Here is a 23,523-nt window from a genome sequence, read left to right as displayed (position 1 = left end):
AATTTTATCTTTTATAAGACGTTCTGCTATTTTGCAGCATTCGTCAAACAAATCTTTTTCTGCTAATGTAATTTCTATGCCGTTTATTATTTTTTTTGCTTTCCAATATTCCAACAAACTAACAATTAATTTTCCAACAGTGTAGTTATGCTCTTTATCCCAGAAAGCTCTTAATCGATTAGCTTTAGAACCACTATTGTATTCATATTTGGCATTATATATATCAATCCCTGAATTTTCAATTATGAATTCCTGAAAAGTTCTATTTGAAAAATCAAGAACATAGCCGCCTTCCATCTCTAATAGCTTTTCAAGTTTTAATTTATCAGTGCTTGACAAATCAGGCATTTGCTTTAGTTTTAAATGCATTTCTAACTAATTGTAGCCACTTTTAAAGAGTAGGTGGTCAATTTCTTCTTTTTCTTTATAAGGAATTACAAGCCAATAGACGTTTTGAGTAAAAAATTGCTGCTTGCATCGTAAATTAGACTAATTATATATTTAGCGTCAGATTTGAATGATTAGATTGTTGCATTAGAAATTACCAATATCTATTTTCTGAGATACAGCAGTAGCTCACGCTCCAAAAACAATCGCACTCCCCGCTTGACGCCGATCGCGCAATGTCCTACACTCACCCATTAAGCTGTTGCGCTTAATCCCGTTACAGCCGTTCACATACGCACAGACTCAAAAACTTAGCGCTCCCTAGAGGTGCTGGTAACACCGTCTAGGAAGCTAACCCCCAAACTGTACCGAGCAGTCTGGCGGCTTTTGGGATTGTATCCCTTAGCCACCTCGATTTGCGCTGCAATTTGTCGGGGTGGCTAGGTTTTTGGGAACTGAGGAGCGTGAAAAGGCAGAAGACGAAGGGCAGAAGGCAGAAGTTTTAACGGTGGAGGAAATGGTGCAAAACGCCCTTGACTTCATCATTCTGCCTTCATCCTTCGTCCTTTACCTCTCTCTCCTCAGACTCAAACCCACACAGGAGAAATCCCCATGTTTCAAGAGCACAGCAGCGATCGCCCCACCGCGATCGCCCTACCCGTCAGCGAACCTACTCGCGACAACGACTACCAGCCCATTCGCCATATCCTCATCGGCCAGCCGCCGCTGGTCGAGCGCACCAAAAAACATCTGCAAGCCCTTGGCTACGCCGAGGTCATCCGCTGGACAAACACCCTGCAAATTCCCGGCGATCGCATCATCCTCACCCCCGACCCCGGCCACGCCATGAGCCTGCTGGTTAAACTAGTTCGCCTGGAATAGAGCGCCTCAACCCCACCGCCTACGGCACCTCCCCTTGGCAAGGGGAGGCTAGGAGGGGTCTACGCCTCTCAACCCCACGACGCAGACCCAAGCGAAATGCTAAGGTACAGCTCTAAATTGCAAACGGGAGATAGCCAATGGCGCGATCGCAACCCATATGCTCACCGGCTTGGCGGCAGTGGCTCAGCTACCTGGGTCTAGGCGCTGCCCTGCTGCTCTCGGCCTGTCAGCCCCGCGCCTTTTCTGGCACCACGCCGATCGCGCTCAGCAGCGCTCTAGGTCAGCTCCCCCAGCCCCGCCAGTTCAACGGGCGGCCCCAGCTCGATCCGCTACCGTCACCCCAGGCGGTTTGGCAGTGTCAGGTGGTGGTGATCGGCGGTTCATTGGGCGGCGTGGCGGCGGCGGCGCAGGCGATGCAGTCTGGGGCGACTACCTGCCTGATCGAACTCACCCCTTGGCTGGGGGGGCAGGTCAGCAGTCAGGGAGTTTCGGCTTTGGATGAGTCGTTGCAAATGCGTGATCGCCAGAACTATTCCCCTAGCTGGGCCGACTTTCGCCAGCGGATCGCCCAGCAGCAGGTGATGCTGCCGGATTGGGTACCCGTCGAAAGTCCGGTGCCCGTGACTGAGATCAATGCCTGCTGGGTAGGGACGCTCTGTTTTCCGCCAGTAGCAGGGGCTACCGCCTCAGCCGAGCTGTTGCAAAGCGCCGCCCAGTCTGCTCCCACCAGCCTTTGGAGTACCTCCACCGCCTTCAAAGGGGCCGAATTTGACGCCGCTGGAGACACGATTACCGCCGTCTACGCCGTCCAGCGCCGTCCCCGGCGGGCAGACTATGTGCCTTCAGGTCGTCTGTCTCAGGAAATTAGTGACTGGTATAGCTGGTCGCCTAGCGACACCTTTGACAAAGTGGCGGTACGACTGGAGCCGCCGCCGGGAGAAACGCTGCTGGTGATTGACGCCACCGACACGGGGGAACTGGTGGGCTGGGCCGGGATTCCCCATCGGCTGGGATCAGAGGCGAAAACGACGACCGGGGAAATCAACGGCAGCGATCGCGATAATCCCCAGTGCACCCAGGCGATTACCTATCCTTTCGCGATCGCCCTCCATGAAGACGACGGCGAAAGCCTAGCCTGGCTGAGTCAGGTGGAGTCTACCTACCCGGCGAAAGAACATATTGCCAACTTTGAGCTAGAGGGCTTTCCCGTCTTTGCCGGACGCAGCCTTTTCCACTATCGCCGCATCGTCAGCACTACCCGCAACAACCCCTACACCACCTCGCCTGCCCCCGGCGACATCACCATGATCAACTGGAACCGGGGCAACGACTGGAACTGGATGAACCCGCCGCTGATTTTGACCGAGGCTGAGCTAGCCGCTTCCGGTCAGCGGCAAAACTGGCTGGGCGGACTCTCAACCCTCTCGCTCAAACATGCAGAAGACCGGGCTTTGCTGTTTGCTAAGTGGCTGCTGGAAACGCAGGCCACCGAAGACTTTCCCCTGGCATACATGGCTGGAGCTGCCGCGCCAATGGGTACTCAGTCTGGCCTCAGCATGACCCCCTATATCCGCGAAGGCCGCCGCATCCTGGGCCGGGAAGCGTACGGGCAGTCAGAGTTCATGCTGCGCGAAGCCGACTTGCGCAAAGACCAAGCCGGAGGCCGAGACTTCAGCGCTTCAGCCGTTGCCCTCGCCCATTATGACATTGATATTCACGGCTGCCGCTATCGCAACTGGGAGCCATCCGGGGAAGCGACGGCGGCTCCGGCTCGCGAGTTTGTGGTGCGTCCGGCGCTGATTCCCCTAGAGGCTTTGATTCCCCAGGGTATTGATAATGTGCTGCTGGGCGGCAAGGCGATCGCTGTGACCCACATTGTCAACGCGGTGACGCGGATTCACTACAGCGAGTGGAGCGTGGGCGCAGCCGCCGGAGCCACGGCAGGTTGGCTGGTAACCCAGACGGATGCAGCGCCAACGCCTGCTGAGATCACAGAAGCAGGATACCTGCCAGAACTACAGCAGCATCTACGGCAGCAGGGGCTGAGCTGGCGCTGGTAAGTTGTGAATGTAGAAGTTTGTGAATAGAGGATAGAGGAGGATAGCCGCTAAGGTAGCTTTGATACTTACAAATCCAATCTAGGTAGATCGGCGGCTATTAACGTTTGCAACTGCTAAAGCTAAATTTCAAGCTCATAAGTCGGTAAATGACCTAATTCACGGAGCGTTGCAAAAGCTGCTAAAACGCCGTTGACACCTCCTGCACTTTTCAAGTTAGCCGCTTTCTCTAAGGTGGCAAATTCTTGAGTATTAATTGGCCTAACAACGCCTTCTAATCTCACTTTCTTGTCCAGATCCAGTACAGCATATTCAGCAGCTAGGGCATGGGCTGCTATCCAACGAACCTCGCCAAAGCGATAGGGAAGCATAACCAGGCATGGCGTTTTGTCCTGCAAAAGAGACTCTAGAATTGGTAAAACTCTTTTGTCGCCCGTAGGATTTTGAGCTAATTCCTTTAGGGCAGACACTCGTAAGGCTAGATCTTCGCTTTGCAGATTCGCAGCCAGCTGGTTGAATTCATTGTCCTTTAGCATTTAGTTTCTCCTCTCAGAGCCGCGATCGCTTAAGGGCATCCACTAGGTCTGCCAAAGTCGGATTTGTGCTCAATCCTAATCTTTCCTTGGCGCCGCTGCCAACTTCGACAACTTCATTCGATCGCTGCTGCCACTGACTGAAGTTTGGATGATCTGCTAAGGGAACGCTATCAATGAGCATATACAAACGGGCTTCATCCCGTGTAGGATCTACGGCAGCAGCCACTGTTCTTGAGATGCGAACTCGATTGTTAGTGACATTTGCCACCTCTTGAGCAATGAAGTCGTATTCAGTTTCGAGCGCTTTAGCATGAGCTGCCATGTAGTAGCGATTGAAATCAGCCGTCCACTGTCTGCGCTGTTCTCGACTCAGCTTGCTTAAATCACTGCCCATAAAGTCGAAGCCGGTCTCTTGCTGAATTCGCTGAAGCTCCTTCACTTCAGCCAGTTCATGGACTAGATAACGAGCATCGTCTACGGTACCTCGACCTGTGGCTAATCGGCGCCAAGCATCATAGTTTTCCGGTACGAAGGCAATTCCGGAACTGTCAAAGTTGTAACGCTTCACAGCCGCAACGAGTTGAGTATCGGCAGGAATGCCAAATTCTTGCAGTGCCCGCGTAACCTTACCCACATCTTTCTGACCCATCAAACGTTGACGTAAGGCTTCTGCCTGCTGGTAAATCTCATCTTTAGACAGATGATTACCTAATCTTTGACTCCAGCCATACTCATCAATGCCAGCCCGTCCCCCCCCGGGTTTGGGAGAGGCAACACTTGAGGCTTGGCTGCCTCCAATACTGACCGGCCCCGGCACAGACGCTTTAGAAGAGGGTCGCATCACGTAGGCAGCTTGCTCAGCGGAGCGCATTTTGACAACCATTTGCTGTGCCAAATCTTGAGCTTCGCGCACCCAGGCATCTTGCAGTGCCTGAGCATCAAGACCTTCACGATTTGTTTGTTTGGCCCACTTTCTAAGAGCGGTTAAGGTATCCTCATCGGGAGCGCTGCCATGCTTAGCGGCCATTAAGAGATCTTTTAGCTTAATAAGATCACTGCCCGTATCTAGGCCGGCTTCATAGAAGGTCTGATCAACCCGGCCCAGGTACTTGGCAAGCGATCGCACGTCAGACAGGCTATTGCCACCCGATCGTTTGGCATGGCTAAACATCTTCGCCAAACTCGCCGAAGCTTCTTGAGTTAGGACGGCAAAGCGACCAGCTGTATCTTCAGGCAGATTTCGACCTAGCCTCATATAGTCCGCAGCCGTACCCCGAGCGAGGCGTTGCTGATAGCCTACGACGCCTTCTACAGCGGCTCGCGTACCGTAGGCATCAGGTTCTAACAGCTTGATTTCGGCCATGCGCTGGCGAATTTCCGGTGCCGGAGCACCTGCTTGTAGCGCTTTGAGCAATGCTTCTTGGCGATCAGCTAAAACGGCTTCACGATCGCCTGCCTTGAGTTTGCTCGCCAGTTTTTCAGCTTCTTCTAGCTGCTCTTGCAGTCGCTTTCGAGCTTGGGCTTCAACGCGCCCCTGAAGTCCCTGCGCGGGTTTACCCTCTCCTAAGGAAGTCAACTGCGCTTGTTTATAAGCCTTCCACTGCTCCTCCGCCATATTCATGCGCATCTCAGCTAGGCTAACCGTACTTTGGTTTTGAATAATCTGGTCAGCTTCTGCTGGACTCGCTTTAACAGCAGCCTCGTGCAGCTCAGTGTAAAAGTTGGCATCCAACGATTTATCTGGATCAAGCCCGCGGCGGCGCAGCTCTTTGTAAGCGTCTCGTACCCCCTCAACGCTCGCGGCAATGTCATCGCTGACGGCCTGCCCTCCTGTTACCCGAATAGTGATATCACAATCACTGCCGAAACCAGGGGTACCTAAATTCTGGAAATCAACTGTGATGCCTGGGTATTTGGCTTTAAGCTGTGGTTCGATCAGGCTACCAAGGACTTCTACCTCAATGAGCTTCATGCGAGCTGCCTGTAGGGCCTGTTGAGCCGCTACCGGATCGCCAAAATCACCGCGTCTCGCCATTGCTCGCAGTTGTTTAAAATCACCAATATTGACAATAGCGGCCCGGGCCTGAGCAGAGACGTCTCCTTGACCGATTAGAGCTTTCTTCAGCCCTTGCACAGCGGCTTCTTGCACCACGTCGCTATAGTAGCCATGCAGCAGAGTCCGTAGCTTAGTCAACTCATCAGCTTCTAGCACACCTTCTAGCGCTCTGAAAGCCGCTTCTGCCTCGTCAAGCTTGCCTCCTGCTAAAGCTGCATCTGCTTTCCCTAGCCCTCGGACAGCATCAATACTGAGACTGCTCAATCGCTCTTCATGAATGCCCGCTACATCGAGCTGCTTCACAAAGCTCTGTAACCGCTTCACACCCACATAGGTAGTCAGCGCTTCTAGACTCCCCCCGGTCACTACTCCGGTCACTGCCCCAATACCACCGCCTTTGAGAATAGCCTGACCAAAACTGAGCACCACATCCCAAATAGACTTTTTCCAAACGGCTTTGTCAGCAGCCGTCATAACTAGCTCACCCACTGCCCCTGATAAGAGGCCGTCAATTAGCCCTTCAAGCCCGGCTCTGGCAAAAGTTCGACCTGCCTGATTCACTGCTGCTTCACTAGAGGCCAAAATTCCAGCGGTCATTTCACCTGCTAACTCGGCTTTTCCTAGCCCAACCATGTTAGTAAAACGATGGGCGAGTCCAGCCGAGAGAACGGCCATCGCTCCTTCAGTAAATCCGACAGCGGCATCTTGCAAACCTTCTGTGGAGGCTGCATCGTAGTGAGATCCGCCCACAAGTTCTGATACTCCAACTTTGGCAGTAGCACTGGCAGTTCCGGCTAGGGCGGCTGCGGTTGCTACACTTTGGGCTGTGGTAGCTGCAACACCAAATTTGCTTAGTAAGGCAGCTACGGCTGGTGCGCCTGAACCACCGCTGAGAACCACTGCTACAATACCCACGGCGATCGCAGCCACCGTAGAGGCTACATTGACTACCTGATCTACCGTAGCCACATACTCGTCGTATTTTTGGGCAAAGTTAGCATCAAGGGCAGCTAACGCCGCAAATTCCTCTGCGGTGAGTCTACCATCCGCAATCGCTAGCTTGTAAGCGCTTTCAAACTGAACTTCTGCCTGATCGGCAACTTCTCCTGTATCTGAGAAGGAATCGATAATGGCCGAGGAAATCACATCCTCCTCCCGAATATCCCCTTTCTCTCCAACCCGGTTACGCATAATTTGAGCTGCCATCAGGCGGCCCTGTTCAGATTTCAGTTCTTGCAGTGTTGGCGTCCCCAGTAGTTGATCTAGAGCTTTTTGCAAGTCATCCGTTCCTAGCTCAGACTCCATGCGGCGATAGAGCTGTCGGAATTTCGTCAAGGCTACCTGCTCAGCTTTTTTATCAACTTTCTGCTGAGCAAACGACTCTCCTCCTTTAAACAGGTAATATCCCAGACGATACTGGTAGCGCTCTGTTTCGTCCATCGCCGCGAAGGTCTGCTCCAGCATCTCATCTTCGGTGCCGTCCCAGTTGCCTCCAAAGGCCCACTCTAAAGCCGTGTCAGTAGGAATCTTCCCGGTCTGCACCGCTGTCTCAAGCATTCTGCGCTCTTGAAGGGTAAGGTAGCTACTCACTGGACTCAATAAGCGCTGATAGATCAGGGGCCGCTCTCGCTGTAGGCGCTGTCGATCAGCGGCACTCATCTGGCAAACAAGTCTAAAAATCTCCTCTTCGTCAGTATCTAAACCGTAGTAGGCTGCTTTCAGCTTTTCTAGAGAAATCTCATAGCTGCTGGCTGAGGCGTAAACAGCCGCAATTGCTTTTTCATCACGGTTGAGATGGGCTAAGGCCGCCTTCACCTGCGGATCGAGCATCAGCTTTTGACGCAGTTCTCGACTCGCCTGCTGCTGTAGCTGAGCCTTTTGTTCAGCAGTGAGCTGAGCCACCTCAGTTCCTAACGGTATCTCAATCGTCCCTATTACCTGATCAAAAGCTTTGTAAATCGATGCTTCGTCATCATTGAAGAAACCAATAGCATCTAGAATCTGTTGCTTAGCACGCTCATACTGAGAAACGCCAATTTGGGCCGTGAACGACTGAAATTCAGCTTCATTCACATCGCCATGCAGCATCTCTAGAAAAGTTCCTGACTTGAGATCGCCTGCTCGATCTCGCTCAGCCGTGAGTAGATTTTGCTGAATTCCTCCTAAAGCATTCTGCTGGGCCTGTAGTTCAGCTAGCTGCTTTGGGGTGAGTGGTTCACCTTTAGCATTTTTACCCGTTTTGAGCATCTGGGTAATAGCTTGCTCTTGCTGGGCGGCATTTTTAGTTTTTTCCACCACTAGCTTTACGGCGTCATCATCCGTACCGAGACCCGTTGTTGCAATATCTAGACGCTCTTGCAGGGCGGTAGCCTCACTGCCCAAACACATTACCCTGACTGAGGCTCGTTCGCTGGCGCTCATAAAGCCGAATAAGGTAGACCCTGTTATTTGCGGATCGTGGCTGCGCCAGAGTCGACGTCTCTGCTCAGGGGTTAGATCTAAGAGGACGTTGTAAGTGGCGTCTTCATCGTCATTGATCCAGCCATTAGCATTTCTAATGCGCTCTACAACCAGGTCATACAAATCATTCGGTGTTAGTAATTTACGAGCTTCGTAGTACTCATCATCATTGAGAGCATCACGTAGTAGCTTTTTGAGGGATGGAGACTGGGCTGCTTGATTTAGCTCAGGGCGACTGGCCTGACGTAAAACCTCTAAAATGCCTGCCTCATTTTCAGTCGTAAATAGCCAGCCCTTGTCGATATTAGTGCGAATACGGTCTTCCAAGGAAAGAGCCGCATGAAGCCATGAGAGAGCTTCTTTATATTCACTACTGCTGCAGTATTCTTTAAAGTCTGCCTCTAGGGAATGACCACCCGTAACGGCTCTGTACTGGGCCCGAATTTCCTTAAGCATTAAAACCGATTGCCCTCGAATTTGGCGTAGGGCCTCTTCCTCATCTTCTGTCCAGCCGTCTAACAGAGCTGTCTTAATATTCAATGCACGGCGACGGGCTTCTTGCCAGGTATCATCTTCGTCAAGCTGAATTAGTGCTCCTTGCGCCCCCGAGACTGGCTCTATTGAGGATGAGTCACGAGTGATTGGGGTCTGACCTTGAGTGGGAGCGGCAAAGACATCGAGGGGTAGCACGTTTACATTGACAGGATTAAAGCCTGATTGCTTAGCGCGATCAAGACTGGTCTGAAGTATCTTTTTAGTCCGAGCCTGAGTCTGCTGCCCCCCTTCGGCTTCTGGCCTTTGGAGAGCATGATGCTCAACCACTGAGGCTGCCACCTGGTCTGCCTCTTGCTCATAGCGATCGCCCGCCTGCCCAATCGTTAGCTTGGCCTGAACTAACGACTGCTCTTTCTGCTCCGCTACACAGTCAGCGCGCTGGGGCTGTAGCTGAGAGGAGCTGGGCGGTTGGGGAGGGGCAGTCCCACCGGTAAACAGGCTAATTTTGCTGGCATCAAAGCCTGACTGTTTGGCCTGTTCTAGCTGAGCTTGGGTGTCAGGAGAAGGCTGCTGGCTGGCTGGATTCCCGGTCGGCGGGCTGGCAGCAAATGGGCGCGGCTGTAGCTGATTGGCAGCTTGACCGAAGAAAGCATCTGAAACAGGCGAAGTCGAGCTGAGGCGATCGCCGGTAGAGGCATTTTGAGAGAGCTGAGAGTGGCTACTCATAGACAGGCTCAAAGCTAGAAGAACTAGCTAATCGATGATTAGCTGTGAACTTAGAGAGCAACGCATTTTTAGTCGAGACAGCGCCCTGGCTTAATGAAAACTCTCAAAATTTATCTAGTAACCGAAAAATGCATTGAATCAGCAATTTCCTAGAGTATACAAAGCGCCTTTCGTGACGTGCCAATCCTTATAAATTCTTGTTAAAAGCGAATTTCAGCGGCTGAAACTTCCGGATTTGCCAAAGCAATGAGCCTGCTTAGTTGCCGCAAAGCTAAATCCGGTCAGAAGCGGTGAACTTACTTCTGCGAAAAGCTGACTTTATCAAAACTTAATCTAAAACAGAGAAACCTGCGCAGAATTAAAGCAACCCTGAGATCTCCTAGAGCGACTGTTGCGGCTATTTTCTAAGTCGGGAAAGCTAAGGGAAAGTTCGGAGTAGACCCAGCTAGATAGCTATCCTGCCCGGTTGTTTTCAGCCCAAATATTCATGAAAAAGTTGCTGTCTAATCAGGAAAAAGGTGATTCTATAGAGACATCTCCTGGAAATCTCACTCTTGAGCAGTTTATTCAAACGCTCATGTTGAATGGCGGGTCAGAGCAGACCCGGGCGAAAACGCGAGAGATTTTGAGTCGTCTTTTTCCTAATCAAGTGCAGCTAGATTTCACGGTTGCGATCTGTACCTATAACGGTGAGCGGCGACTGCCAGATGTCTTGGAGAGCTTATGCTGGCAGCTCAACACTCAGGCTATTAGCTGGGAAGTGATTGTCGTAGACAACAACAGCAGTGATGGCACTGCCCAGATTGTTGAAGACTTTCAGGCAAAGTGGCCCGCTCACTCCACGTTGCGATATGCCTTTGAAGGGCGTCAGGGAGCCGGATTTGCTCGTCACAAGGCCGTCCAGATAGCCCGCAGTCCGCTGATCGGCTTTTTAGATGACGACAACTTGCCGACTCTGACCTGGGTAATGGCGGCCTATCGCTTTGGGACTGAACGTGAATCAGTGGGGGTCTACGGCAGCCGCATCTACGGCGACTTTGAAATTACGCCGCCGGAAAACTTTGAGCGGATTTCAGGCTTTTTAGCGATTACCGATCGCGGTCATGAACCGAGGCGTTACGATCCGCAGAAAAAGGTGCTGCCGCCTGGGGCTGGCATGGTCGTGAGACGACAGGCTTGGCTAGACTACGTGCCCACAGAACAGGTGCTGGCGGGGCGGATTGAGAACCGGGAAGCGGGGGAAGATTTGGAGGCGGTTTTATACATCCAGCGGGCGGGTTGGGAAGTTTGGTACAACCCCCACATGCGTCTCTACCACCGGATTCCCGGCACTCGCCTACAGCGCGACTACCTGATTCGTCTCTGTCGTGGCATTGGCCTCAGCCGCTATCATACCCGCATGTTGAGCTGTCCCACCTGGCAGCGGCCTGCCTGGTTTTTGGCCTACTTGAGCAATGATTTGCGTAAGCTGCTGCGACACCTGATCAAATATCGCGGCCTGATCAAAACAGATGTGGTAGTAGCCTGCGAGATGACGCTTTATGTCTACAGCCTGCTTAGTCCGTTTTATATCTGGCAGCGTAGCTTTCGTCGCTACTGGCAGCAGCGTTCTTAGGCCCAAGCGATCGCCAGCCGTTCCTAACATTCAGGCTAGACTGAGCATGAATGAGGGGGGGTGCAATGGACAATGCCGACTATCAAACGGGGTTAGAGAAACTGCGGGCGGGCGATCGCCTTGGTGCCATCCAAGCCTTCAACCGCGTCCTTAGAGCAGATCCGGACTGCGTGGCAGCCTACCGCCAGCGGGCCAAAGCTAAATTTGGCAGCGGTGACTATGCCGGGGCGATCGCTGACTATACCCAAGCCCTGCAGCGCCAGCCCTCTGCCGAAACCTACCTGGGACGAGGGTTGGCGCGGCTGACTACGGGCAACACCCAAGGCACCCTAGCCGATGCTGAGCAGGCCCTCGCCCTGGCTGAAACCCTGCCAGCAGCCCACAATCTGATGGCCATGACCTACCGCAAGCTCGGCAATCCTGGAGCAGCGATCGCGGCCTACAAGCAGGCGGCCCAAGGCTACATTCAGCAGCAGGATAAGACCAGCGCTCAGCGCTGCCTAGAGGCGATCGAGCAGCTTCAGGCCCAGCCGCTGACTCAATCTGAGCTGATGAATCCTCAAGCTTACCTGCAGCAAATTGGCCAGAAAATCGAGCAGCAGGACTATCGCAGCGCTCTCGCTGACCTTGACTGGCTGTTGCGCAGTGACGCTCAAGATGCCCAAGCCTATTGCCTGCGCGGCATGGTGCGAGCCCAACTGCGAAACGGTCAGGGGGCGCTGCAGGATTTAGCCCAGGCGATGCGGCTCGCCCCCCAAGATCCCGACATTCAGTATCAGCGATCGCGAGTACGCTTAGCCCTGGGGGATGCCAGAGGGGCGATCGCCGATCTGCAGCAGCTCATTGAACGGCAGCCCCAGCAGGCGGCACTCTACCTGCAGTGCGGCAATGCCTACCAGCAATTAGAAGACTATCGCCAGGCAGTGCAGCTCTACGGGCAGGCCCTGCAGCTCAAGGCCGATCAGGCTGAGATTTACTGGCAGCGGGCCTCAGCCCAAGCAGCTTTAGAAAATTTTAGCGGCGCGGTGGAGGACTTTCAGCAGGCGGCTAATCTCTGGTTCAACCAGGGTGACTGGCCTCGCTATCAGCAGGCCCTCGATCAGGTGCAGCAGTTGCAGCCCAAAGTGTTCCGTCAGCCAGCTGCAACCAGCCTGTCGGAACTGCACCACCAGCTAGCTCAGCTCGTGGGCGGCACCTGGGAGATGGCCGAGCGGCTGCTGGCGATCGCCCGCCAGCGGTATCCGGGTAAGCCGGAAGCCTGGTATTTACAACGAGTGATCGAGGACTTAGAGCGCGATCGCTAGACTACGGTTTCACCTTGGGGCAGGAGGGCGCTGCCGGATTCGCCATCTCGCACTGGGCCATCAAACAAGGCTGCTGGGCCGCTTCTTCGGTCTCCAGCGGCGGCGGCGGCTGACCAAACACCATCTCGCAGCTAAAGTCCTCAAAGTTTGGCGTCATGGTGAGGGGAATGCCAAACTGCTGGGTAAAGAAATTCTGGGTAGGCAGTTTGCACATGTTGACGCAGAGGCCCACGCAGCGGCTCTGCTCCAGGTAGCGACACTTTTCAATCTGGACGCCGCTATTTTGCTGTCGGTGCTGACCCGTGGCATCGGTGAACTCCACTGCTTTGACCTCACAAGGGCCGACCAGCCATTCAAACAGCACTGTGGCAAACCAGGCATTTAGCTCACAAACGCGGCGGGTGGGCGAAAAGGCGGTGCGAATCAGCCACAGCACCGGGGCAGGCACCAGGGACTGCAGCACCACGGCTACGGTTTCCTGCTGCTCTTGGGCATTGCGGCCCTGCATGATTTTTTTAGAGAGGTCAACAAAGCCGTCATAGCCAGGCAGCGAGGTTCCCCGTCCTAGCGCCTTTGCAATCTTACGGCTAAACAGCCAGATAAAAACGCGATCGAACAGGTTGTCGTTGTAGACTTCTTTCTCTGGAATCTGCACAGTAAGGCGATCTTAGGGACTGCTTCTTCAGTATTGCGCAAAGCTTAGGCCAGTCGTCTACCAGTTTGTTCATATTTAGCCCTGATGATGTCTACCTACGGCTAGAATCGATGGACAAAGCTATTGGGTTGTCGCCAGTTAACAACTATGTGCCAGCTACTCGGCATGAACTGTAACGTGCCTACGGATATCTGTTTTTCGTTTGAGGGATTTGCGGCTAGGGGCGGTAAAACTGACGAGCATCAGGACGGCTGGGGCATTGCTTTTTTTGAGGGGGCGGGCTGTCGCCTATTTGTGGATGAAAAGCCGTCCTGTGAGTCCCCCGTGGCGGAACTGGTGCGGCACTACCCAATTAAGTCTACTCACGTCATTGCTCACATTCGCAAAGCCACGTTTGGTCAAGTTTCTTTAGAAAACTGTCATCCCTTTCGGCGGGAACTGTGGGGTCGCTACTGGATTTTTGCCCACAATGGCGATTTGCCCAATTTTTATCCCCGGATGGATGGGGTGTATCAGCCGGTGGGAGAAACCGATAGCGAACGGGCTTTCTGCCTAATTTTGAATACGCTACATCGTCGGTTTCCCCACGCCAAGCCGTCGCTGCCGCAGCTTTATCAGGTGTTGCAGGAAGTGACCCAGGCGATCGCCGCCAAGGGCGGCTTTAACTATTTACTCTCCGACGGCGATCACTTTTTTGCCCACTGTTCCACTCGGCTTTGCTATATCGTGCGGCAGGCTCCCTTTGCCGCCGCCCATCTGATTGACGCTGATTTAACCGTAGACTTTCAGGAACTGACTACGCCCAGCGATCGCGTTGCCGTCATCACCACCGCCCCCCTGACCGACAACGAAGTGTGGACGCCGCTGCCGCCGGGGGAACTACTGGCGTTTCAAGATGGCTTACCGTTGTGCCTGGAGTCCAAGCTGTAAACGGGCTGAGGCTGAGTCTTGCCCTTGAGCAAAAATTTGCCCAGCAGGTGGGGGGAATAGCGATCGCCTAGCTGCTGCCGTAGCGCTTCGCTGATCAGAATCTCATCAGGCTGGGCCTGACTCATCAGCCGGGCAGCCGTGTTGACCGTATCTCCCAGCACGTTGAATTCGCGGCGGCCTCTGGGAGCACCAATCTCTGCCGCAAAAACGGGGCCGTAGGTCATGCCGATGCGACAGGTGAGCTGAATCGGTTCTCCCTGCACGTTGGGCGGCGGGATTTGGTTAATCAGGTGGCGGATGGCTAGAATTGCCTCAACCGCCCGCTGGGCATCGCCGGCATCCGGATTGAGTACGCCAAAGTGAATCAAAATTTCGGAACCGATCGAGTGGTAGGTGACTTTTTGCAAAATGCCGCTGCGCCGCTCCACTGCGCCGTTCATCAGGGCAAACGCTTTGGAGAAACAGTGGACAATCTCGCCAATTTCATCTGGGCGAGCGTCATCGATCGATTCTGGCAGGCCCATCAGGTTGACAAAGGCCACGGCTATCGTCGGAAAAGCGGGAGGAATGTTGCGCTGGGCGGCATTATTCACTAGCAGCTGCAACACCGAACGGGGCAAATGGCTGGCTAGCGGCTCAATCATCTGCACCGCTGCCTGAATTTCGGCAATCAGGCCGGTGACACTGCGATCAAACAAGATGGGAGAGGCGGCCCGACGACGGTTGAGGGTAATGTCGTATTCCCCTAGCCGCTCGTCTGTCAGATCGTCTACCACAATCATGTGGCCCGGATGAGCTGCCCGCAGCCGAAACCGCTCAGAGACGCGATCGCCCGTAGCCTGCGTCAGGGATACACAGCCGATTTCCCCTTCCCCCTCCGCCTGCTTAGCAATTTGTACGGCTCGCCCGAGCAGCACATGCCCCATACGCATCGGGGTGCCAATGTCTGCCGTGACAAAGCTGCCAGCGTGAATTCCTACCCGCATCTGCAGCGACAGAGTACCCTGGGGCGTTTCTAGATAGGCAAAGTCTTGCATCGCCCGCTGCATCCGCAAGCCCGCATGAACAGCCTGCTCAACCTCATTGCGCTGGCCGTTGCTAGTGAACTGGACCAGCAGGGCATCGCCGGTAAATTCCAGCAGATTCCCCCCCGACTTGCTGATAATTTCAATCATCTGGGCAAAGTAGCGGTTGAGCAGAGCTAGGAGGGTTTCTGCCCCTGTCCGCCCTTGGGTAGCGCTGGCCTCTAACAGGCGGGTGAAACCGGCTAAGTCTGTAAACAGCAGGCTGCCGGTCTGCCAGCAGTATTGAGGATGGCCGGGACGGGGCAGGCGATCGCAAACATCTCTGGGCACGTAGTTGGTGAGCAAATGCTGCAGCGTGCGCAAATGCTCAAAGATTTGCATCAGCGTAGCGGGGCTAGGATCAATCCAGGTGACAGCGTAGAGATCGGCAGGCAGCAGCGATCGCAGCCGTCGCTCCAGCTCGGCCAGTTCAGCAAGTGCAGTTGCCACCGAAGATACCATACGGGCTGTGACTGAGAATGGCCCACTGTGATAGAGACTAATCAAGTTTACGGCATCTGCAAAGTTCCTTCCGGCGAATTTGAGCCGTTCTGCAGCGAGCTATGCCAGTCTCTGATAGTATCCGGCCAGTTTTCAGGCAGCACTCATCTGTAATTTGGGCATACCTGCTAGAGTGATGCCTATTGTGACCGCCAAGCTCTATGCCTCGCTTAGATCGGCTTCATATTGAAGTAACCAATGTCTGCAACTTCAAGTGTGAGTTTTGCCCTGACGCCATCATGCAGCGATCGCGGGGGCATATGGACTTTGCCCTACTGTCGCAACTGATTGACGAAATTAGCGATCGCCAGTTGGCCCGCATTGTCACCTTTCACCTGATGGGCGAGCCGCTGATCTATCCGTTTATTTTTGAAGCGATCGAGCGGGCCGTCAAGAAAGGGCTGGCGCTGCATCTGACAACTAACGGCAGCACGTTTCATCTGCGGACTGACCACATTGAGCGCTTAGTGGCATCCGGCATTCCCAAAGTCACCATTTCGCTGCAAACGCCTGACCCTAAGACCTTCGTGATTCGTGGCGCTCCGCCTAGGCTTAAACCAGAGCAGTATTTTGACGGCATCACTCGCTACGTACAGGCCAACCTAGCCGCGCCGCACTCTCCCACGCGGGTTCATCTCAAGTTTCTTGACACCTCGCCCCATCCTTTCCTGGTGCCCCACAAGCCCCTATCGGTGATTGAGGGCAAAGCTCAGATGCAGCAGGAACTGCAAAATTGGGCCAAACGACTCCTAGAAGGCTATGGGGCAGCCCCCAGTACCGCGACACTGCAGCAGCGGCTACGGCAGCACCGGGCTGGGCACTGGCAGACGATTGAGCTGACGCCGAAGCTGGCTTTGGAAACGTTTCCGCTAGATAGCTGGGGCAACGTGGAGAGCGATCGCGTGATTGCGGCTCAGTTTGGCTACTGCAACGGCGCTAGTCAGCAGGCGGGCATTCTCTATGACGGAACGGTAGTCCCCTGCTGCAAAGATTTTGAGGGGCAGATTCCACTGGGCAATGTGCAGGACACCTCGCTCGGCCATATCCTCGACAGTGCTCCGGCCTGTCAGCTTCGTCAGGGTTTCGATCGCCTGCAGGTGAAGAATCCGGTTTGTCAGCGCTGTATGGGAGCAGATTCGACGGCTAAGTCCTGGCTGCGGCAGGCGGGGTCAGTGGCCTATTTCAAGGTTTACAGTCCGATTAAGAAGAGGCTAGAACCTGGATGGGGCGAGGTGTAGGGAAAATTGGCGATCGCCCTCAGAGTGACGTGTCTTTGACACTGCCCGCCCCGCCTATTCTCCCACTGCCGCCCCGCCTTCTATCCCTTCTAGGAAACCAGAAAGCTGAGGATATTCAACCTTGTGGTCAGCGAAATACTGCTTCGCCCGCTGAATTAAATCAGTTTGGTAGAGAAACTCGTCGCGGGCATCCATCGGATAGGCTTTGAGCTTGAACTGGGTGCCCCAGGGCTTCTCCTGTACAATGACGACGACGGGTAAGTCCAGGCGGGTATATTTACTGCTGTAGGCAGTTTGGTAGAGCACCTGCCGCGTTGCGGCCACGTTGACAACGTGGGAAAAATAAAAGTTTGTCACCACCTGAGCCTCTAGCTCGCCGCTGTTGGCATTGATGATTGGCTCTGTCCAGATCTTGCTGTGGGGCACGCTGACCAGGCTGTCACTGGGGGTACGAATCTGCACCCGCCGGAGGCCATAGTCCATAATTTCGCCATAGGTATCACCAATGCGGACGCGATCGCCCACCCGATAGGGCGCTTCGTATAAACCGACAATTCCGGCAATGATAGAGCTGACATAGTCCTTAAAGGCAAAGCCCAGCGCCACGGCTAGCGTCCCCGTCAGCGCAAAGAGATTTTGCGGCGATAGGTTGAGAAACAGATTAGAGACATAGACAATGGCGGCCAGCAGCACCAGCGCCCGCAGAAACGGCAGTCCCTGCTTGGTCAACAGGCGAAATCGGCGCGGCACCCGCTCAGAAATCCAGTCTGTGAGGTTATCGATCGCTAGCAGTAGGCCATAGGCAATGGCAATCGTCACTAAGGCTGACAGCACTGTAGACGTATTGATTTCCGCCAGCCAGCGCTGGGCAAACTCGCTGGGCTTATTGCCCTGACCGCTCTGCATCAGCAAGGCTGCTGGAACGAGATGGGTGTGGGGGTTCAGAGAAAGCATCAGCGATCGCCTCCAATGACAAAATTATTTTGACGTAGCCGATCGCGCAGTTGCGGGTAGTAAGCAGGCTCTACGGTGATGATGTCATCCTGCTTGGTTAAAATTTCCTGGCGCAGCAGCTTTTGCACTTGGGCCCGGACCTGCTCCTCTGACTCGCCCAAGCTCAGCGAAAGGTGAGCCACAGTCATGTCGCCGTGGAGCAGAATGGAATAAATTAGGTATTCCTCTGTGGCCGATAGAGACGGCATATCCGGGTAGCTAGAGCGCTGCTGCTTTAGATGTCCGGCCTCAAACAGTTCGGCCAGCGTGGCGTCTGGATCAGGATGGTCTGTGGCTGCCTCAGTGGTTTCTAGCTCGTAGCCCAAAGAGCGCCACCAAAGCTGCAGAGCCACGCTGCTAATGCCATGAGAGATATGGTCGAGGTCGGCGTAGAGAACTTCCGCCTTTTCTGACTGCGAGGTGGCATGAGACGACTGCGATCGCTGTCGGGCAAAGTCTATCTGGCCGTCTAGTGTTTTTAGCATAGGATGGAGCCAGTTCTGGATTTGCTCACCGTCTAGGGAAGGCAGCTCCGTGGTTTGCTCCAGATAGGCTTCGATCTGGCAGACAATATTAAAGTATTTCCAGGCCCAGGCATTGCAGCCAATTAGCCAAAAGCGAGACAGATCGGCAGTTACCATGTCCCGTAGCTGCTCAATCCCTTTCCAGCCACCAATGCAGCGCAAAAAATAGGCATCTAGGCGGGGAATGACGATGATTGAGCGGCGATCGCCATTGGCGGGCAGGGACAGCTCTGTGGCAATTTTTGACCGCGCCGTTTCTATAGCCTCAACAATGTCTTGGGTGCGATCGGGGCGAGTCTCAATCGGTAGAAAATAGAGGCTGTAATTCTCAGCCGTAGGCCAGTGCTGCAGCGCGTGCTGCAAGATGGGGTTAAAAGACTCCACCGGGCTGTGCAAAATCGTCAGGCTGTTGGCGGTGGCCTTGTCTTGCTGCCAGCTAGCCAAATGCTGCTCTAAGGTAGTCAGAATGTGGTGGCGGTAGGTGGGATGAACCGGAGATTTCTGCAGCTCTTGGTCAATCTGAGCGGCGATCGCCGGGGGCAAAGGCCCAAGGTCATCCTGCTCGATAACATCGGCTCGTTTTTTAGACAACCAAGCCTGAATCTGCTCTAGCAGCCAGCTCATGACCTTATGACGTTGTTACATTGCATACTGCCAGAATGGGGGGATCTGTCTAACCGCACCTCTGTCCGCAGACCCAACTTTAACCTGTAGGCGGTTGCTCAAAGGGACGCTTGCGCTTTAACTTAATGGTTAACAGATGCTGATACCAGCCATCGCTAAAGATAAGTTTAAATTGACCGTGGTGTGAGTCCACCAAAGTTCACGACCGTTAACCTTTGCTGCAAAAAGAAGAAAACTTATGACAGTTGCTCAAGCTACCTTTCCCATCGATTTGGGTGCTTACCAATATATATCCTTAGATCCAGCCGTATCGACCCTGACAGACGAGCAGCGCCAGGCACTGCAGGCTAATATTCAGCTCTGTCGGGATGCCATTGTCTTTTTTACGGCCACTGGCGCAGCTAAGGGCGTAGGCGGTCATACCGGCGGGCCATACGACACCGTGCCGGAAGTGATGATTCTAGATGCTCTCTTTCGCGGCAACCCTGATAAGTTTGTGCCCGTCTTTTTTGATGAAGCGGGACACCGCGTTGCCACCCAGTATCTGATGGCCACTCTGGCCGGAGAGTTGCCCGCTGAGCAGCTCATGCGCTACCGCGAAGCCCACCAAAAGCTACCCGGTCACCCCGAACTGGGATTAACTCCCGGCGTCAAGTTTAGCGGTGGACGGCTGGGACATATTTGGCCTTTCGTCAACGGTGTGGCTTTAGCTAACCCTGGTAAGACCACGTTCTGTCTGGGATCTGACGGCTCGCAGCAAGAGGGGAATGACGCTGAGGCGGCTCGCCTCGCCGTCGCCCAGCATCTTAACGTCAAGCTCATTGTTGATGACAATGACGTTACCATTGCCGGACACCCGTCTGAATACCTTCCCGGCTTTAGCGTACGGAAAACCCTAGAAGGGCACGGCCTCAAGGTACTGGAGGGCGACGGGGAAGATCTCGACGGTCTCTACGCCCGCATCTGTGAAGCAATCAACACCCCCGGCCCCGTTGCCGTAATCAACAAGCGGGCCATGAGTGTGGGCATTGAGGGCATTGAAGGCACCACCCACGGCCATGACGTGATTCCGGTCGATGCGGCTATTCGCTACCTGGAAGCTCACGGTCAGAGCGCTGCGGCTGACATGCTCAAAAAAATTGAAAAGCCTAAGCAGGACTACACATTCTTAGGCTCGTCCGACAAAGTTGGCTCCAACCGCAATGTCTTCGGTGAGGCGATGGTGGAGGTACTGGGAGGCATGAGCGAGAGCAATCGCAAAAACAGTGTCCTCGTCGTCGATAACGATCTAGAAGGGTCTTGCGGATTAAGCCAAATTCGCAAAGCCTACCCCGAAGTTTTTGTCAGCGGCGGCATTATGGAGCGGGGCAATCTTTCAGCCGCCGCCGGTTTTGGCATGGAGAAAGGCAAGCAGGGCATTTATGCCACTTTCAGCGCCTTCCTAGAGATGTCTATCTCTGAAATCACGATGGCGCGGCTCAACTTTGCCAACCTGCTCTGTCATTTCTCCCACGCTGGCATTGATGACATGGCCGACAACACCTGTCACTTCGGCATCAACAACATGTTTGCCGATAATGGCCTCGATGACGGTCACGAAACCCGCCTCTACTTCCCCGCTGACGCCAATCAGATGCGAGCCTGCGTTAAGCGTGTCTTCGGGGATGAGGGACTGCGCTTCATCTTCTCTACCCGTTCTAAAGTGCCGATGATTCTAGACGCTGACGGCAATGAAATGTTTGCCGGAGACTACACCTTTACCCCCGGTAAGGATGAGGTCGTGCGGGAAGGTTCGGCGGGTTATATTGTCACCTTTGGCGATTCCCTCTATCGGGCGCTAGACGCGGTGGAGCGGCTAAAGCAGGACGGCATTGATGTGGGCCTGATCAACAAGGCGACGCTCAACGTGGTTGATGATCAGATGATGGCGAAGGTGGGCAAAGCGCCTTTTGTGCTTGTGACTGAAGCCTTTAACCGTCGTACAGGTCTGGGAATGCGGTTTGGTTCCTGGCTGCTGGAGCGGGGCTATACGCCTAAGTTTGCCCACATTGGCACCCATGAGGAGGGCTGCGGTGGTCTGTGGCAGCAGTATCCCTATCAGGGCATCGATCCGGAGGGCATCATGAAGCAGGTGAAGCAGTTGATGAATTAATCAGCACCGATATCGGTAAAGGCTGTAGGGGCAGGTTCAGGTGTTCATTGATTGGGTGTATGCACCAATCAGCATCAAAACCTGCCCCTACTGGCGCGACACAGCTGAAATAAGGCATTAAGTAGGGTGCTGTATACCCAAAGGGCATAGCAGAAAAGCGCTAGCGTAACGCACCGAATATATGGAGTTTCAGCTCATACATTTGGGCGGAGCCTACTGCTCATCAGCTTCACCCTCTTCTTCCTCTTCAGGAAGCTCATCTGTAGGAGGGGCTGCTTCATCCGCCTCATCCGCAGGCGTATCTTCAGGATCAGAAATGACGTTATCAACAGACAGGCTGAGCCGATAGTTAATCGGTCGGTTGGCCTGAGACACGACGACCACCTCGTAATAACCTGACTGGGGGAGACGCCCCGACCAGGTTGTTTCCTCCGAGTCAGAGAGCAGGTAGGGATTGGCGTCGCTGGGGCGGGGCAAATACAGCGACAGCGCCGTGCTGTCCGCCGGAGCCTGGAGGCTGAGGCGTAAAAGCTGCCCCTCAGTTAGCTCCATGATGTAGACTTGGCCCTCGCCCGGTGCGAGCTGACCGCTCACCTGACGGCTATAGCGCCCCGACTCAAACCGTATTTCATCTAAGCGATCGCCCGATAGAACTGTCTGCAGGCGATCGCTCGCCAGTCCATACCAGATTTGACCGATAGGTTCTTCCAGAAAATTGCGTCCGGCCTGACCGGGAAACAGGTCTAAAAATTTAGCATCGGCTAGATCGTAGAGCGCCTTACTGCTGACAAAGCGCTGGTTGAGCTGAGACTGCCACTGGCCGAGATCATTCTGCCCGTAGCTGCCGAGCTGCTGCCTGGCTCCGGTGCTGAGATTGGCTTCTAGCAGATCCAGCAGCTCCGAGGCCACGTTGTCCCAGCGCAGCCGGGCCGGGGCATCTTCGGCGCTTTCTGTCAGCGTGGTGCCGCGCAGGTCAGGATAGCGATCGTAAAAGACCTGATCGCTCAGCCTGACAAAGTAATCACTGCTGATACCGAGTGCCTGCCGCCGCTGCTGAAGTGCCTGCTTGCGCGCCTGTTCTTCGCGGGAAAAGCTAGAGGAGTCAGCATTATCCGCCTCATTCACCTCGCTGGTATCCGCCTGCTGACCAATAGGCTGCCACTGAGCCGCCACCCACCAAACCAGGGTGATAGCCCCGATTAAAAGCAGCAGACCCAAAATAGCCTGCAAAAAGCCTGAAGACGATCGCTTCGGCGGGGCGGAGTGGGTAGTCGGAGGCTGGGAGCGGTAGGCTTGAGTCGCTCTAGAACTGGCCGCAACGGGCGTTGTGGCAAAGCTGGGTAAGTTAGTGGCCGCTGGCGCCGCAGCTACGGTAGCTGCCGTGGTTGACGGGGCGGGCGGGGTGTCTAGGGCCTGCATCAGCGCTCTAGCCGACTGAAAGCGATCGCTGGGGCGAGCCGCCAGCAAGCGCCGCAGCACTGCCGCGAACTGGGGGCTGAGGGTGACATCTTCATCCCAGTTCCAGGTCTGATGGTGGGCGTCGTAGAGCATTTGCGGCTCCTGCCCGGTCAGCAAAACCAGGCCGGTGACGCCCAAGGCATACAGGTCGCTAGCGGGCGTCACCACCCCCGCGCTAATCTGCTCCTCTGGGGCATATCCCACTTTACCTAACCGCGTCAGCGCCTGATGGGGGCTAGCGGCTCCCGGATGGCTGAGCTGATAGACCACCGTTGCCGCCACCTGCTTGACGCCGCCAAAATCAATCAGAACCGGCTTGCCGTCCTGATTGCGCAAAATTAGATTATCGGGGGAAATGTCGCGGTGAATGACGCCGAGGCTGTGAATATAGTCCAGCACTGGCAGAAGTTGAGAAAACATCTGCTGCACTTCGGTTTCGCTGAAGTGGCTGTCGTAGCGCAGACGGGTTTCTAGCAGTTCTTTATAGGTCGGCCCTTCAATATAGTCCTGCACTAAAAAGAGCTGCCACTGCTGGCTAGTTTTTACCCGCAGCAGTTCTCGAAACTTGGGAATTTGGGGATGGGCTAGCTGGTAGAGCACCCCGGCTTCCCGCTCAAAAAGCTGCTGGGCTTTCTGCAGAGCCGCTTCGCCTTCCACCTGGGGCACAAACTCTTTCAGGACGCACAGCTCGTTGAAGCGATAGGTATCTTCCGCTAAATAGGTATAGCCAAAGCCACCCTGGCCTAGCTGCTTAAGCAGACGATAGCGATCGCCCAGGAGTGAACCTGCATTACCGGCCATTCCGCCTAGCGTCATGAAACCTCTCCTTGCTGATAGTGTTGAAACGGTTTGCTCATGGCCTCTGC

The 23,523-nt window shown here is 54.4% G+C and carries 14 protein-coding genes and 1 pseudogene; 7 read left to right on the top strand and 8 right to left on the bottom strand.

Annotation, left to right across the window (positions count from 1 at the left end; genetic code table 11):
* Positions 1-369 (bottom strand): annotated as a pseudogene (locus QJQ48_RS19770) (abortive infection family protein); the annotation flags it as partial.
* Between the two features lie 630 nt (positions 370-999).
* Between QJQ48_RS19770 and QJQ48_RS19765 the strand changes: the two are divergent.
* Both QJQ48_RS19765 and QJQ48_RS19760 read left to right on the top strand, forming a co-directional pair.
* Positions 1,000-1,269: a hypothetical protein gene (locus tag QJQ48_RS19765; RefSeq protein WP_346292973.1), complete on the top strand. Its 270-nt coding sequence runs from the start codon at positions 1,000-1,002 to the stop codon at positions 1,267-1,269.
* A 137-nt stretch (positions 1,270-1,406) separates the two neighbouring features.
* Positions 1,407-3,329 (top strand): FAD-dependent oxidoreductase, encoded by a 1,923-nt coding sequence (locus QJQ48_RS19760; protein WP_346292972.1) that lies wholly within the window; start codon positions 1,407-1,409, stop codon positions 3,327-3,329.
* 119 nt (positions 3,330-3,448) lie between these two features.
* On the opposite strand, the gene QJQ48_RS19755 is transcribed toward QJQ48_RS19760, so the two are convergent.
* Together QJQ48_RS19755 and QJQ48_RS19750 are read right to left on the bottom strand one after the other, a co-directional pair.
* Positions 3,449-3,862, bottom strand: coding sequence for a hypothetical protein (locus QJQ48_RS19755; protein ID WP_346292971.1), 414 nt, complete (start codon positions 3,860-3,862; stop codon positions 3,449-3,451).
* A gap of 13 nt (positions 3,863-3,875) precedes the next feature.
* Positions 3,876-9,599: a hypothetical protein gene (locus QJQ48_RS19750; RefSeq protein WP_346292970.1), complete on the bottom strand. Its 5,724-nt coding sequence runs from the start codon at positions 9,597-9,599 to the stop codon at positions 3,876-3,878.
* 487 nt (positions 9,600-10,086) lie between these two features.
* Here QJQ48_RS19750 and hpsE point away from each other — a divergent pair, with 487 nt between their 5' ends.
* Together hpsE and QJQ48_RS19740 are read left to right on the top strand one after the other, a co-directional pair.
* On the top strand, positions 10,087-11,214 hold the full coding sequence (gene hpsE / locus QJQ48_RS19745) for a hormogonium polysaccharide biosynthesis glycosyltransferase HpsE (RefSeq protein WP_346292969.1): 1,128 nt from the start codon (positions 10,087-10,089) through the stop codon (positions 11,212-11,214).
* Between the two features lie 65 nt (positions 11,215-11,279).
* Complete coding sequence (locus QJQ48_RS19740) at positions 11,280-12,518, top strand: tetratricopeptide repeat protein (RefSeq protein WP_346292968.1); 1,239 nt, start codon at positions 11,280-11,282, stop codon at positions 12,516-12,518.
* Between the two features lies 1 nt (position 12,519).
* Here the strand turns inward: QJQ48_RS19740 and QJQ48_RS19735 are convergent, their stop codons facing one another.
* Positions 12,520-13,173, bottom strand: a complete 654-nt coding sequence (locus QJQ48_RS19735; RefSeq protein WP_346292967.1) for a DUF4033 domain-containing protein — start codon at positions 13,171-13,173, stop codon at positions 12,520-12,522.
* A gap of 147 nt (positions 13,174-13,320) precedes the next feature.
* Here QJQ48_RS19735 and QJQ48_RS19730 point away from each other — a divergent pair, with 147 nt between their 5' ends.
* Complete coding sequence (locus tag QJQ48_RS19730) at positions 13,321-14,103, top strand: class II glutamine amidotransferase (protein ID WP_346292966.1); 783 nt, start codon at positions 13,321-13,323, stop codon at positions 14,101-14,103.
* On the opposite strand, the gene QJQ48_RS19725 is transcribed toward QJQ48_RS19730, so the two are convergent.
* Entirely contained in the window at positions 14,064-15,617 is a 1,554-nt protein-coding gene (locus QJQ48_RS19725) for an adenylate/guanylate cyclase domain-containing protein (RefSeq protein WP_346292965.1), read from the bottom strand. The genes QJQ48_RS19730 and QJQ48_RS19725 overlap by 40 nt on opposite strands.
* A gap of 212 nt (positions 15,618-15,829) precedes the next feature.
* Between QJQ48_RS19725 and QJQ48_RS19720 the strand changes: the two genes are divergently transcribed.
* On the top strand, positions 15,830-16,906 hold the full coding sequence (locus QJQ48_RS19720; RefSeq protein WP_346292964.1) for a radical SAM/SPASM domain-containing protein: 1,077 nt from the start codon (positions 15,830-15,832) through the stop codon (positions 16,904-16,906).
* Between the two features lie 54 nt (positions 16,907-16,960).
* On the opposite strand, the gene QJQ48_RS19715 is transcribed toward QJQ48_RS19720, so the two are convergent.
* Together QJQ48_RS19715 and QJQ48_RS19710 are read right to left on the bottom strand one after the other, a co-directional pair.
* On the bottom strand, positions 16,961-17,860 hold the full coding sequence (locus QJQ48_RS19715) for a mechanosensitive ion channel family protein (RefSeq protein ID WP_346292963.1): 900 nt from the start codon (positions 17,858-17,860) through the stop codon (positions 16,961-16,963).
* On the bottom strand, positions 17,860-19,047 hold the full coding sequence (locus tag QJQ48_RS19710; RefSeq protein ID WP_346292962.1) for a hypothetical protein: 1,188 nt from the start codon (positions 19,045-19,047) through the stop codon (positions 17,860-17,862). Before QJQ48_RS19710 ends, QJQ48_RS19715 begins: the two co-directional genes overlap by 1 nt.
* Before the next feature lie 238 nt (positions 19,048-19,285).
* Here QJQ48_RS19710 and QJQ48_RS19705 point away from each other — a divergent pair, with 238 nt between their 5' ends.
* Positions 19,286-21,199, top strand: a complete 1,914-nt coding sequence (locus QJQ48_RS19705) for a transketolase C-terminal domain-containing protein (protein WP_346292961.1) — start codon at positions 19,286-19,288, stop codon at positions 21,197-21,199.
* 213 nt (positions 21,200-21,412) lie between these two features.
* On the opposite strand, the gene QJQ48_RS19700 is transcribed toward QJQ48_RS19705, so the two are convergent.
* Positions 21,413-23,473, bottom strand: coding sequence for a protein kinase domain-containing protein (locus tag QJQ48_RS19700; protein ID WP_346292960.1), 2,061 nt, complete (start codon positions 23,471-23,473; stop codon positions 21,413-21,415).
* Between the last annotated feature and the right edge of the window lie 50 nt (positions 23,474-23,523).

Origin of the sequence: Sphaerothrix gracilis Ecp01, assembly GCF_030405905.1 — a bacterium.
Classification (GTDB): Bacteria; Cyanobacteriota; Cyanobacteriia; order Phormidesmidales; family Phormidesmidaceae; genus Sphaerothrix; species Sphaerothrix gracilis.
The sequence above is the reverse complement of the archived record's forward strand: the minus strand, read 5'-3'. Positions and strand labels throughout refer to the sequence as shown.

Excerpts from the sequence above, each read along its gene's own strand:
- QJQ48_RS19765 (WP_346292973.1), top strand. The coding sequence starts at position 1,000 with ATGTTTCAAGAGCACAGCAGCGATCGCCCCACCGCGATCGCCCTACCC.
- QJQ48_RS19700 (WP_346292960.1), bottom strand. The coding sequence starts at position 23,473 with ATGACGCTAGGCGGAATGGCCGGTAATGCAGGTTCACTCCTGGGCGAT.
- QJQ48_RS19730 (WP_346292966.1), top strand. The coding sequence starts at position 13,321 with ATGTGCCAGCTACTCGGCATGAACTGTAACGTGCCTACGGATATCTGT.
- QJQ48_RS19710 (WP_346292962.1), bottom strand. The coding sequence starts at position 19,047 with ATGAGCTGGCTGCTAGAGCAGATTCAGGCTTGGTTGTCTAAAAAACGA.
- QJQ48_RS19720 (WP_346292964.1), top strand. The coding sequence starts at position 15,830 with ATGCCTCGCTTAGATCGGCTTCATATTGAAGTAACCAATGTCTGCAAC.
- QJQ48_RS19715 (WP_346292963.1), bottom strand. The coding sequence starts at position 17,860 with ATGCTTTCTCTGAACCCCCACACCCATCTCGTTCCAGCAGCCTTGCTG.
- QJQ48_RS19705 (WP_346292961.1), top strand. The coding sequence starts at position 19,286 with ATGACAGTTGCTCAAGCTACCTTTCCCATCGATTTGGGTGCTTACCAA.
- hpsE (WP_346292969.1), top strand. The coding sequence starts at position 10,087 with ATGAAAAAGTTGCTGTCTAATCAGGAAAAAGGTGATTCTATAGAGACA.
- QJQ48_RS19740 (WP_346292968.1), top strand. The coding sequence starts at position 11,280 with ATGGACAATGCCGACTATCAAACGGGGTTAGAGAAACTGCGGGCGGGC.
- QJQ48_RS19760 (WP_346292972.1), top strand. The coding sequence starts at position 1,407 with ATGGCGCGATCGCAACCCATATGCTCACCGGCTTGGCGGCAGTGGCTC.
- QJQ48_RS19755 (WP_346292971.1), bottom strand. The coding sequence starts at position 3,862 with ATGCTAAAGGACAATGAATTCAACCAGCTGGCTGCGAATCTGCAAAGC.
- QJQ48_RS19750 (WP_346292970.1), bottom strand. The coding sequence starts at position 9,599 with ATGAGTAGCCACTCTCAGCTCTCTCAAAATGCCTCTACCGGCGATCGC.